The 12,539-nt window shown below is 66.9% G+C and carries 10 protein-coding genes; 2 read left to right on the top strand and 8 right to left on the bottom strand.

The window, feature by feature from the left end; genetic code table 11:
* Positions 1-50: 50 nt before the first annotated feature.
* The 8 genes from AC1M14_RS19960 to AC1M14_RS19995 form a co-directional block, all read right to left on the bottom strand.
* A complete protein-coding gene (locus tag AC1M14_RS19960) occupies positions 51-374 on the bottom strand; it encodes a DUF3325 domain-containing protein (protein WP_102774506.1) in 324 nt (107 codons plus the stop codon).
* Positions 371-1,999, bottom strand: coding sequence for a PepSY-associated TM helix domain-containing protein (locus AC1M14_RS19965; protein ID WP_102774505.1), 1,629 nt, complete (start codon positions 1,997-1,999; stop codon positions 371-373). Before AC1M14_RS19965 ends, AC1M14_RS19960 begins: the two co-directional genes overlap by 4 nt.
* Positions 1,996-2,277 carry a DUF3649 domain-containing protein gene (locus tag AC1M14_RS19970; RefSeq protein ID WP_102774504.1) on the bottom strand — a complete coding sequence of 94 codons (282 nt, stop codon included), beginning with the start codon at positions 2,275-2,277 and terminating at the stop codon, positions 1,996-1,998. Before AC1M14_RS19970 ends, AC1M14_RS19965 begins: the two co-directional genes overlap by 4 nt.
* A gap of 162 nt (positions 2,278-2,439) precedes the next feature.
* On the bottom strand, positions 2,440-3,531 hold the full coding sequence (gene zapE, locus AC1M14_RS19975) for a cell division protein ZapE (protein ID WP_102774503.1): 1,092 nt from the start codon (positions 3,529-3,531) through the stop codon (positions 2,440-2,442).
* 80 nt (positions 3,532-3,611) lie between these two features.
* Entirely contained in the window at positions 3,612-5,039 is a 1,428-nt protein-coding gene (gene lpdA, locus AC1M14_RS19980; RefSeq protein WP_102774501.1) for a dihydrolipoyl dehydrogenase, read from the bottom strand.
* Positions 5,040-5,141: 102 nt separating this feature from the next.
* Positions 5,142-6,365, bottom strand: a complete 1,224-nt coding sequence (gene odhB / locus AC1M14_RS19985; RefSeq protein ID WP_479730322.1) for a 2-oxoglutarate dehydrogenase complex dihydrolipoyllysine-residue succinyltransferase — start codon at positions 6,363-6,365, stop codon at positions 5,142-5,144.
* Between the two features lie 92 nt (positions 6,366-6,457).
* Positions 6,458-9,325, bottom strand: coding sequence for a 2-oxoglutarate dehydrogenase E1 component (locus tag AC1M14_RS19990; RefSeq protein ID WP_102774499.1), 2,868 nt, complete (start codon positions 9,323-9,325; stop codon positions 6,458-6,460).
* Positions 9,326-9,653: 328 nt separating this feature from the next.
* Positions 9,654-10,124: an Lrp/AsnC family transcriptional regulator gene (locus tag AC1M14_RS19995; protein ID WP_479730323.1), complete on the bottom strand. Its 471-nt coding sequence runs from the start codon at positions 10,122-10,124 to the stop codon at positions 9,654-9,656.
* Positions 10,125-10,316: 192 nt separating this feature from the next.
* Between AC1M14_RS19995 and AC1M14_RS20000 the strand changes: the two genes are divergently transcribed.
* Positions 10,317-11,333, top strand: coding sequence for a 1-aminocyclopropane-1-carboxylate deaminase (locus tag AC1M14_RS20000; RefSeq protein WP_102774497.1), 1,017 nt, complete (start codon positions 10,317-10,319; stop codon positions 11,331-11,333).
* A 256-nt stretch (positions 11,334-11,589) separates the two neighbouring features.
* Positions 11,590-12,531, top strand: coding sequence for an allantoinase PuuE (gene puuE, locus AC1M14_RS20005; RefSeq protein WP_479730324.1), 942 nt, complete (start codon positions 11,590-11,592; stop codon positions 12,529-12,531).
* The last annotated feature ends 8 nt before the right edge of the window (positions 12,532-12,539 follow it).

The following is a 12,539-nucleotide window of genomic DNA, read 5'->3' on the forward strand; positions in this document are numbered from 1 at the left end:
GGGGAAAACGCCCAGTGTAACGTGCCGGACGGGCGCCGCGCCCGCCGCCGCTACAGTACGGCCAGCACCGGCGCGGCCAGCGCGCACAGGCCGCCGGCGGTCAGCGCGGCGCGCGGGCGGAAGGTGAGGAACCAGATCAGCAGCAGGCCGGCGATGCTGAGTATGCCTATCCATTCGACCGTACCGTAGCTCCAGCCCCAGACCGCCGCAGACGCGCACAGCGACAGGGCCAGCGCGGCCCAGCCGAACAGCCGCAGCGGCACGCGATGGCGCCGCGTCAGCGCGCGGTTGAAGAGGTCTTCGTAGTGGCGGTCCATGCCCAGGCACAAGGCGGAGAATCCGGCGTAGGCCAGGCAGAAGGCGGCTAGCGTCATGGCGTATCACCTCTTGCTTCGTAGGCGCCGAGGGCCGGCGCCTGTTGGGTCGGAGCGGCCGGCGCCGGAGCGCGCCTGGCGGACTGCGCCGCGCCGGCGCGTGCCGCTCTGCGGGCCATCCAGGCCAGCAGCAGGGCTGCGGCCAGGCAGGTCAGGTCGAAACCCGCCATGACCCAGTCGCCGGCGGGCAGCGACGCGCCCAGGTGGCGCGAGGTCGTCAGCGCGTTGAGCACCGGCACCAGCGCCAGCGCGGTGGCGGCGGCGGCCAGCAGGTCGCGCCACTTGCGCCGCGGCAGCAGGAAGGCATAGGCCAGCGACAGGCCCCAGCCGGCGAAGAAGGCGCGCACTTCCCAGAGCTGGCGGCCGGGCAGGTCGGCGGGCAGCAGGCGGTTGGCCCAGAAGAAGGCCGCGACCGCCAGGAACAGGCCGGCGACGGTGCCGGCGTTGAGCGCGTCCACCAGCCGCAGCGAAAACGCCTCGCGCGCGCCGGGACGCGCCTTCTGGCGGCGCTTGGCGATCCACAGCACCAGGCCCGAACCGACCATGCCGGTGCCGGCCAGGCTGACCAGGAAGTAAAGCCAGCGCAGCAGGGGCTCGGCGAAAAGGCCCAGGTGCAGGCCGGTCACCACGCCCGCGGTGCGCACCGCGGCGCTGAGGTCGTCCTCGCCTTCGAGCCGCTGGCCGCTCACGCCGTCGAGCCGCACATAGGGCGCCAGCCGGCCGAACGACACGCCGTCGGCGGCGTCGCGCACCAGCGTGATGGTCGCGCCGGCGTCGCCGGGGTGATTGACGATCACGCGGCCGACCCGGCCCTGCCAATGGCGCTGGGCCTGCTCGACCAGCGGCGCCAGTTCGGCCAGCGGCGCGGGCGCATTGCGCGCCGGCGTGATCTTGAACGACTTGAAGACTTCGTCGGTGTACTGGCGCGGGTTTTCGTAGACGGCCTGGATGCCGGCCGGCATCAGCATGGTCATGAACAGCACCAGGCCGCTGAAGGTGATCATCAGGTGAAACGGCAGCCCCAGCACCGACAGCGCGTTGTGCCCGTCCATCCAGGCGCGCTGGCCGCCCTTGCGCGGCCGGAAGGTGAAGAAATCGGCGAAAATCTTCTTGTGGGTGATGATGCCGCTGATGATGGCCACCAGCATGAACATGCCGGCGATGCTGGCCAGCCAGCGCCCCCACGGAAACGCCATTTCGAGTTCGAAATGAAAGCGGTAGAAGAAATCCCCGCCGCGCGTCTCGCGCGCGCTCACCGCCTGCCCGGTGGCCGGGTCGAGCTTGACGCGCACGAAACCGCGCGTGCCCGGCTTGGGCTTGGGCTGCTGGTACAGCAGCTGGACCGTCGGCTCGCGCCGCGACGGCGGCGTGATGAACCAGCGCGTGGCGTCGGGCGCGTGCTGCTCGAGGTAGCGCTGCCCCAGGGCCACCGCCTGGACCGCCGGCACCGGCTGCGCGTCGATCTCGGGCTGCATCCAGCGCGTGATCTCGGGGCGGAAGAACGCCAGGGTGCCGGTCAGGAACATCGCGAACAGCGCCCAGCCGAAGATCAGCCCCGACCAGGTGTGCAGCCACGACATGGCCTGGCGCAGGCCCTCCTGGCCCGGCGCCTTGGCCGCCTTCATGCCGCCCCCATCGCGCGCCCGGCCAGGAATAGCGCGCCGAGCAGCGCGGCCGGCGCCAGCAGGCCCGCCCAGGCGCGCCACGCATTGCGCGTGGCGAAAACCCAGATCACGCCGCAGGTGTAGAACACGAAAGACAGCATCTGGGCCGTGACCACGGCGTCGGCGCGCTGCAGCGGCAGCCACACGGCCAGGCAGGCCGCCGCGGCCGAGGCCAGCAGATAACCGCCCAGGATGGCGGCCGCGGCCCGGGACAATACGGCAAATCGGTAGCGCATCATGCCTGCGCCGGCAGCGGGAGCTTTCACTGGGGTATGGACGCCAAGATGGGTTTGATTCACGACCGGCCAGGCCGGGTTTGCTCAATCAGAGCCGTGAATTATAACCATTCTCACTACGATGTGGCGTTGGGAAACCCGTCAGGCGGCGCCCCCCGCCCTCCCCTAGAGCGACACCGTCAACCGGCGCTCCGATTCCAGATATTCGCGCGACTGCATTTCGAGGATGCGCGAGACCGTGCGATGGAATTCGTTGGCCAGCGCGCCTTCGGTGTAGATCTCCTCGGGCTCGCATTCGGCGGACATGATGAGCTTGACCCGGTGGTCATAGAACACGTCGATCAGCCAGGTGAAGCGGCGCGCCTCGGAGGCCTGGCGCGGCCCCATCTTGGGCACGCCGGACAGGATCACCGCGTGGAAGCGGTTGGCCAGTTCGAGGTAGTCGTTCTGCGAGCGCGGGCCGCCGCAGAGCGTGGCGAAGTCGAACCACACCACGGTGCCGGCCAGCGCCAGCGCGCGGATCTCGCGGTGCTCGATGTGCAGCACCGGTTCCTGCGGCGGCGTGTCGGCCAGCGTGTCGAAGGCCTTTTGCAGCGCCTGCCGGGCGTGTTCGTCCAGCGGCGTGTGGTAGCACTGCACCTGCTCCAGCGAACGGCGGCGGTAGTCGATGCCGGCGTCCACGTTCAGCACGTCCATGCGCGATTCGATCAGCGCGATGGCGGGCAGTATGCGGTCGCGATGCAGGCCGTCGGGGTACAGCGTGGACGGTTCGTAGTTGGAGGTCATCACGAACGAGGTGCCGTACTCGAACAGCTTGAGCAGCAGGCGGTACAGGATCATCGCGTCGGCCACGTCGGAGACGTGGAACTCGTCGAAGCAGATGAGGCGGTAGCGCTTGGCCAGGCGGCGGGCCACTTCGTCGAGCGGGTCCTGCATGCCTTTGACTTCTTCCAGCTCGCGGTGCACGCCGCGCATGAATTCGTGGAAGTGCAGGCGGGTCTTGCGCACCACCGGAACGGTGGCGTAGAAGGCGTCCATCAGGAAGCTCTTGCCCCGCCCCACTCCGCCCCACAGGTAGACGCCGCGCGGCACGTCCGGCCGGTTCAGCAGTTTCTTCAGCGCGTTCGAGCGCATCGACTTGAACCTGACCCAGTCGTCGTAATAGCGCTGCAGCCGGTCGATCGCCTTCTTCTGGGCGGCGTCGGGCTTGTAGCCGCGCTCGGCCAAGGCGTGTTCGTAGTATTCGCTGACGTTCATGTGGGAAAGCGGTTAAGAAGCAACATGAAAAAAGGGCGGATCCGAGAACCCGCCCTCGTCTTGCATCGGCTGCGCGCCGATCAGAAGTTCAGCGCGCGCTTGTCCACCGCCAGGGCGGCTTCCTTGACGGCTTCCGACAGCGTCGGGTGCGCATGGCAGATGCGCGCGATGTCTTCGGCGGCGCCGCGGAATTCCATGATGGTCACGGCTTCCGAGATCAGTTCCGAGGCCATCGGGCCGACGATGTGCACGCCCAGGACTTCATCGGTCTTGGCGTCGGCGATCACCTTGGCGAAGCCGGTGGTGTCGCCCAGCGCGCGGGCGCGGCCGTTGGCCAGGAACGGGAAGCTGCCGGCCTTGTACTCGCGGCCTTCCTTCTTGAGCTGCTGCTCGGTCTTGCCGACCCAGGCGATTTCCGGCGAGGTGTAGATCACCCACGGCACGGTGTCGAAGTTGACGTGGCCGTGCTGGCCGGCGATGCGCTCGGCAACCGCCACGCCTTCTTCTTCGGCCTTGTGCGCCAGCATCGGGCCGCGCACCACGTCGCCCACCGCCCAGACGTTGGGCAGGTTGGTCTTGCAGTCGCCGTCGACGGCGACGAAGCCGCGCTCGTCGAGCTTCAGGCCCACGGCTTCGGCGTTCAGGCCGCCGGTGTACGGCACGCGGCCGATCGAGACGATCAGCTTGTCGACCACCAGCTTCTGCTCGGCGCCCTTGGCGTCGACGTAGGGCACGGTCACCGACTTGGCGGTGGCCTTGATCTCGCCGATCTTGACGCCCATCTGGATGTTCAGGCCCTGCTTGGTGAAGGCCTTGAGGGCTTCCTTGGCCACTTGCTGGTCGGCGGCGGCCAGGAATTCCGGCATCGCTTCCAGGATGGTGACTTCGGAGCCCAGGCGGCGCCACACGCTGCCCATTTCGAGGCCGATCACGCCGGCGCCGATCACGCCCAGCGTCTTGGGCACGGCGCCGATGGCCAGCGCGCCGTCGTTGGACAGCACGACCTTTTCGTCGAACGGCAGGCCCGGCAGCTCGCGCGCCGAGGAGCCGGTGGCGACCACGACGTGCTTGGCGACCAGGTCGGCCTCGGTGGTGCCGGTGACCTTGATCGACCAGCCGCCGTCGACCTGGCCGGCGAAGGCGCCCTTGCCGTGGAAGAAGGTGACCTTGTTCTTCTTGAACAGGTACAGGATGCCGTCGTTGTTCTGCTTGACCACCGTGTTCTTGCGGCCGATCAGCGTGTCGAGCTTGAGGCTGACGCCCTTGAGCTCAATGCCGTGTTCGGCGAAGTGGTGGTTGGCCTGTTCGAAGTGCTCGGACGACTGCAGCAGCGCCTTGGAGGGGATGCAACCGACGTTGGTGCAGGTGCCGCCGGGAGCCGGGCCGCCCTGGCCGTTCTGCCAGGCGTCGATGCAGGCCACCGACATGCCGAGTTGGGCCGCGCGGATGGCGGCGATGTAGCCGCCGGGGCCGGCGCCGATCACGACGACGTCAAATTGTTGGGACATAGTGTTCTCGCGGTGAGGAAGGGAGTGAAACACGCCCCGCCCTGCGGGCCGGCTGCAAGCCGGGCCCGGGCGCCGCGCGGGCGCCGGGCCGGGGCGTCGAGATTACAGGTCCAGCAACAGACGCTGCGGATCTTCCAGGGCGTCCTTCATGGCGACCAGGCCCAGCACGGCTTCGCGGCCGTCGATGATGCGGTGGTCGTAGGACAGCGCCAGGTAGTTCATCGGGCGGATGACGATCTGGCCGTTTTCCACCACCGGGCGTTCCTTGGTGGCGTGCACGCCCAGGATGGCCGATTGCGGCGGGTTGATGATGGGGGTGGACAGCATCGAGCCGAACACGCCGCCGTTGGAGATCGAGAACGTGCCGCCGGTCATCTCTTCGATGCCCAGCTTGCCGTCGGCGGCGCGGCGGCCGAAGTCGGCGATGGCCTTTTCGATGTCGGCGATCGACAGCTGGTCGGCGTTGCGCAGGATCGGCACGACCAGGCCGCGCGGGCTGCCCACGGCGATGCCGATGTCGAAGTAGCCGTGGTAGATGATGTCCTTGCCGTCGATCGAGGCGTTGATCAGCGGGAACTTCTTCAGCGCGGCGACGGCGGCCTTGACGAAGAACGACATGAAGCCCAGCTTGATGCCGTGCTCTTTCTCGAACTTGTCCTTGTACTTGGCGCGCAGGTCGATGACGGCCTGCATGTTCACTTCGTTGAAGGTGGTCAGGATCGCGTTTTCCTGCTGCGACTGCAGCAGGCGCTCGGCGATGCGGGCGCGCAGGCGGCTCATGGGCACGCGCTGTTCCGGACGGCCGTCCAGCGACAGCGTGGTCGGGGCCGGGGCGGCGGCGGGCGCGGCCTTGGCGGGCGCGCTGGCGGCCAGGGCGTCGCCCTTGGTCACGCGACCGTCGCGGCCGGTGCCGGCGACGCTGGCGGCGTCCACGCCCTTCTCGGCGAGGATCTTGGAGGCGGCGGGCGAAGCCACGCCGGCGGCCGAAGTCGAGGCCGGGGCGGCGGCCGGCGCGGCGGCGGCAGCGGCCTGCTCGGCGGCCTTGGGCGCTTCGGCCGGGGCGGTCGCGGCGGCGGCGGCCTTGCCGGCGGTGTCGATGCGGGCCAGCACTTCGCCGGAGGTGACGGTGCTGCCGTCGCCCTTGACGATTTCAGCCAGCACGCCCGAGGCGGGAGCCGGCACTTCCAGGACGACCTTGTCGGTTTCGACTTCGATCAGGATTTCGTCCGCTTCGACGGCAGCGCCCGGCTGCTTCTTCCAGGTCAGCAGCGTCGCTTCGGAGACGGATTCGGAAAGTTGGGGGACGACGACGTCGGTGATAGCCATTTTGTTTATTCCGTAGAGGTTTGAGTTCTGACCGCGAGGCGCGGCAGGCTTTCAGCAAACCTGCCGCGCGCCACGCGCGCAGCTAGCGATGGTTACTTCGTCAACATGACCTTGAACTTGGGAGCGAAAGCCGCTTCGATCAGCGCCTTCTGCTGCTCCTGGTGCTTGGCCAGGTAGCCCACGGCCGGCGATGCCGACGCGGCGCGGCCCGCGTAACCCAGCTTCTGGCCTTCGGCCATATTCTCGTACACGTGATGTTGGATGTAGAACCACGGGCCCTGATTCTGGGGCTCGTCCTGGACCCAGATGACTTCGGTGGCCTTCGGGTACTTGCGCAGTTCGGCCTCGAAGGACTTGTGCGCGAAGGGGTACAGCTGCTCGACGCGGATGATGGCGACGTTGTCGGCGCCACGCTCGCGGCGGGCGTTGACCAGGTCGTAGTAGACCTTGCCCGAGCAGGCCAGCACACGCTTGACCTTGGCGGCGTCGATGGCCTCGTCGACCTCGCCGATGACCGGGCGGAAGCTGCCGCCGGCCAGTTCGGTCAGGGGCGAGCCGGCGTCCTTGTTGCGCAGCAGCGACTTGGGCGTGAACAGCACCAGCGGCTTGCGGAACGGGCGGATCATCTGACGACGCAGCACGTGGAAGATCTGCGACGCGGAGGTCGGCTGGATCACCTGCATGTTGTTGTCGGCGCAAAGCTGCAGGAAGCGCTCGATGCGGCCCGACGAGTGCTCGGGGCCCTGGCCTTCGTAGCCGTGCGGCAGCATCAGGGTCAGGCCCGACTGGCGGCCCCACTTGGCTTCGCCGGAGCTGATGAACTGGTCGATCACGACCTGGGCGCCGTTGACGAAGTCGCCGAACTGGCCTTCCCAGATGGTCAGCGTGTTGGGCTCGGCGCTGGAGTAGCCGTATTCAAAGCCCAGCACCGCCTCTTCGGACAGCACCGAGTCGATCACGGTGAACGGAGCCTGGCCTTCCGAGACGTTCTGCAGCGGAATGTAGGTGCCGTCGTTCCAGCGTTCGCGGTTCTGGTCGTGCAGCACGGCGTGGCGGTGCGTGAACGTGCCGCGGCCCGAGTCCTGGCCGGTGATGCGGATGGCGTAGCCCGAAGCCACCAGCGTGGCGAAGGCCAGGTGCTCGCCCATGCCCCAGTCCAGGTTCATTTCGCCCTTGGCCATGGTGCGGCGGTCGTTCAGCAGCTTGGCGACCAGCGGGTGCACGGTGAAGCCTTCCGGCACCGTGGTGATGCGTTCGCCGATGCGCTTGAGCTCGGCCAGCGGCACGGCGGTGTCGGCCTGGTCGGTCCACTTGGCGCCCAGGAACGGCGACCAGTCGATGGCGTACTTGCTCTTGTAGTCGGTCAGCACCGGCTCGATGGTGCGCTGGCCGTCTTCCATCAGCTGGCGGTAGTCCTTAACCAGCTGGTCGGCTTCGCCTTCGGCCAGCACGCCCTGCGTGGTCAGCTTGTCGGCGTACAGCTTGCGCGTGCCGGGGTGATGGCCGATGCGCTTGTACATCAGGGGCTGCGTCAGCGAGGGGGTGTCCTGCTCGTTGTGGCCCAGCTTGCGGAAGCAGACGATGTCCACGACCACGTCGTGGCGGAACTGCAGGCGGTAGTCCAGCGCCAGCTTGGTGACGAACACCACGGCTTCGGGATCGTCGCCGTTGACGTGGAAGACCGGGGCTTCGATCATCTTGACCACGTCCGTGCAATACAGCGTCGAACGCGAGTCGCGCGGGTCGGAGGTGGTGAAGCCGATCTGGTTGTTGATGACGATGTGCAGCGTGCCGCCCGTGCCGTAGCCGCGGGTCTGCGCCAGGTTCAGCGTTTCCATGACCACGCCCTGGCCGGCGAAGGCCGCGTCGCCGTGCACCAGCACCGGCAGCACTTGCTTGCCTTCGGCGTCGCCGCGGCGTTCCTGGCGGGCGCGGGCGCTGCCCTCGACCACCGGGTTGACGATTTCCAGGTGGGAGGGGTTGAAGGCCAGCGACAGGTGGACCGGGCCGCCGCGGGTGGACAGGTCGCTCGAGAAACCGTTGTGGTACTTCACGTCGCCGTCGGTCAGGCCTTCGGCGTGCTTGCCCTCGAATTCGGCGAACAGGTCGCCGGGCATCTTGCCCATGATGTTCACGAGCAGGTTCAGGCGGCCGCGGTGGGCCATGCCGACCACGATTTCCTGGACGCCGTTTTCACCGGCGTGGTTCACCACTTCGTCCATCGAGGCGATGAAGCTTTCGCCGCCTTCCAGCGAGAAGCGCTTCTGGCCGACGTACTTGGTGTGCAGGAAGCGCTCGAGGCCTTCGGACTCGGTCAGCTGCTGCAGGATGTGGCGCTTTTCTTCGGCCGTGTAGGTGGGCGCGCCCAGCGTGGCTTCCAGGCGTTCCTGGATCCAGCGCTTGGCGGCGGGGTCGGAGATGTGCGTGAATTCGGCACCGATGCTGCGGCAGTAGGTGTCGCGCAGCGCCTTCAGGATGTCGCGCAGCGTCATGGTGCTGGCGGTCGTGAAGTAGGTGTTGGTGGCCGAGTAGGTCTGGTCGAGGTCGGCTTCGGTCAGGCCGTAGAAGGCGGGATCGAGCTCGGGGATGGGCGGACGTTCCTGGCGCTTGAGCGGGTCCAGGTCGGCCCAGCGCGAACCCAGGGAGCGGTAGGCGGCGATCAGCGACTGAACGGAAACCTGCTTGCTGGCGACGCTGAGGTCGGGCTCGGCCGAGCGCTGCACGAAGGCGTTGGCGCGGGCGCGTTGAGCGAACGATTCGACGATGGGCGCGTGGGCCTGATCGCGGGTGGACTCCTGGCCGTCGGTGGCGGGAGCGTGCTGCAGCTGGTCGAAATATTCGCGCCAGTTGTCGGGCACCGAACCGGGGTTATCGAGGTAGGCTTCGTAAAGCTCCTCGACATACGGGGCATTACCCCCGAATAGATAAGACGTGGATAGAGATTCCAATTCCGAAGACATATCGCTTCACCTTTACGAGTGCTTCACTCGACACGATGCAGGAAAACCTTCCGCGACACGGGCTTCCCGGTTAGCGGATAGCAGGGGCAGAAGGCGCGTACAAGCCTTGAAAGCCGTATGCCCGGAAGTATAACCCTTTGAGTTTACGGGCGTCTGCCTGCGATTGCGTGCCGCAAAAGCGCATGGGGAATGGCTGCATGCGGTATTGGAATGTCCGGCGAACCCCTTTTATCGAGCCGTCTACGCGCCTTCAAAAACCGTCATTCCAAAATGCGGCGGCGCGTCATTTTTGATCGGACGCAAGGCGAGTGTTGCGTGTTCGCCGCGATCAGACCGGCAACTCGGTGGTGGACAGGATCTCTTTGAGCACGAAAAACGTGCGGATCTGGCGCACGCCGGGCAGTTTGATGATCTCGCCGGCGTGCAGTTTGTTGAACCGTTCCAGGTCGCGGATGCGCAGCATCAGGAAGTAGTCGAACTCGCCAGCCACCAGGTGGCATTCCAGGCAGCCGCTGATGCCGCGCGCGGCGGCTTCGAAGTCGGTAAAGGATTCGGGCGTGGAGCGGTCCAGCACCACCCCCACGATGACCAGCGTGGCCATGTCGACCTCGGCCGGTTCGAGCAGCGCGACGGTCTTGCGGATGATGCCCTCGGCCTTGAGCTTTTCGACCCGGCGCAGACAGGCGGCCGGGCTGAGGTGCACGCGCGCGCTCAGTTCCAGGTTGGTGATCTGGGCGTCGTCCTGCAGCACGCGCAGGATCTGGCGGTCGATGCGGTCCAGGCCGGAAATGGCTGGCATTAATACGTCCCTAAAAATTAAATTTCGCCAGGATTTTTATATACCAAATAATAAATCCATATCTGGATAATTACCTGTTTTAAAAAACGATAAATAAAAAAAATACGCAATTGACCAAATATTCGTGCGATTCCTATGATTTTTCCGTGCGAGCCATCCCGGCCGACACGTCCAGACCCCACAGGAGCCCGCATGGATCTGCAACGCTTTCCCCGTCATCGCCTGACCTTCGGCGATACCCCGATCGAAAAGCTCGACCGCCTGTCCGCGCACCTGGGCGGCAAGGTCGAGATCTACGCCAAGCGCGAGGACTGCAACAGCGGCCTGGCCTTCGGCGGCAACAAGCTGCGCAAGCTGGAGTACCTCATTCCGCAGGCCCTGGAACAGGGCTGCGACACGCTGGTCACGATAGGCGGCATCCAGTCCAACCACACCCGCATGGTCGCCGCGGTCGCGGCCAAGCTGGGACTGGGCTGCGTGCTGGTGCAGGAGAACTGGGTGGATTATTCGGATGCGGTGTATGACCGCGTCGGCAACATCATGATGAGCCGCCTGATGGGCGCCGACGTGCGTCTGGTGGACCAGGGCTTCGACATCGGCCTGCGCCCGAGCTGGGAGGAAGCGCTGGAAGAGGTGCGGCGGCGCGGCGGCAAGCCCTACGCCATTCCGGCCGGCGCCTCCGATCACGAACTGGGCGGCCTGGGTTATGTGGGCTTTGCCGAGGAAGTGCGGCGCCAGGAGGCCGAGCTGGGCTTCAAGTTCGACTACATCGTGGTCTGCGCCGTCACCGGCAGCACGCAGGCCGGCATGGTCGTGGGCTTCGCCGCCGACGGGCGCGCGGACCGCGTCATCGGCATCGACGCCTCGGCCACGCCGGACCAGACCCGCGCGCAGATCCTGCGCATCGCGCGGCGCACCGCCGACATGGTGGGGCTGGGCCGGGCCATCGAAGACCGCGACGTGGTGCTGGACACGCGCTACGCCTACCCCGCCTACGGCCTGCCCTCGGCCGAGACCAACGAGGCCATCCGCCTGTGCGCCCGGCTCGAAGGCATGATGACCGACCCGGTGTACGAGGGCAAATCGATGCAGGGCATGATGGACCTGGTGCGCCGCGGCGACATCCCCGCCGGTTCCCGCGTACTGTATGCGCACCTGGGAGGGGTGCCGGCGATCAACGCCTACAGCTTTCTGTACCGCAACGGATAAGAGCGCCTACGGCCCGCTGGGCTGGCCTTGCGGCGACCTGCGCTGAACGCCGGGCCCGCCCGGACTTGCCAGCCCGCCCCTTCCGCGCCCATGATGGCCATGGGCCCGCGCCCCGCCGGGAGTGTCCCCGAGCGGGGCGTTCTGTATCCGGCGCCGGCTTGACCGTCCAGATGATGTACATAATTTGTATACAAAACTGCGATTTCCGGCTATGGTGCCGGTCATCGCCGGTTCGCATTCCCACTCTTCGCCCGCCATGACTTACGACGCCACCCGCCCCTACCCACGCGACCTGATCGGCTACGGCCGCAACCCGCCGCATGCCGGCTGGCCGGGACAGGCGCGTATCGCCGTGCAGTTCGTGCTGAATTACGAGGAAGGCGGCGAGAACAGCGTGCTGCACGGCGACGCCGGTTCGGAACAGTTCCTGTCCGAGATGTTCAATCCCGCGAGCTATCCCGAGCGCCACCTCAGCATGGAAAGCATCTACGAGTACGGCTCGCGGGTCGGGGTGTGGCGCATCCTGCGCGAATTCGAAAAGCGGCAGTTGCCGCTGACCGTGTTCGGCGTCGGCATGGCCTTGCAGCGCCACCCCGAGGTGGCCAGCGCCTGCGTCGAGCTGGGCCATGAGATCGCCTGCCACGGCTGGCGCTGGATCCATTACCAGGACGTGGACGAAGCCACCGAGCGCGAACACATGCGCCTGGGCATGCAGGCCATCACGCAGCTGACCGGCACGCGCCCGCTGGGCTGGTACACCGGCCGCGACAGCCCGCGCACCCGCAGGCTGATGGCCGACTACGGCGGCTTCGAGTACGACAGCGACTACTACGGCGACGACCTGCCCTTCTGGATGCTGGTGCGCAAGACCGACGGCGGCAGCGCGCCGCAGCTCATCGTGCCCTATACGCTGGACTGCAACGACATGCGCTTCGCGCTGCCGCAGGGCTTTTCGCACGCCGACCCGTTCCTGCAATACCTGAAAGACAGTTTCGACGCGCTCTACGCCGAAGGCGACGAGACGCCCAGGATGATGAGCATAGGCATGCACTGCCGGCTGCTGGGCCGCCCCGGACGCATCGTCGCGCTGCAGCGCTTCCTGGACCACATCGCCCGCCACGACCGCGTCTGGGTCTGCCGCCGGATCGACATCGCGCGCCACTGGAGAGCGGCGCATCCCTACACCCCTCAGCCCTGAACAGGACG

The organism is Achromobacter sp. SX5 (assembly GCF_056711425.1).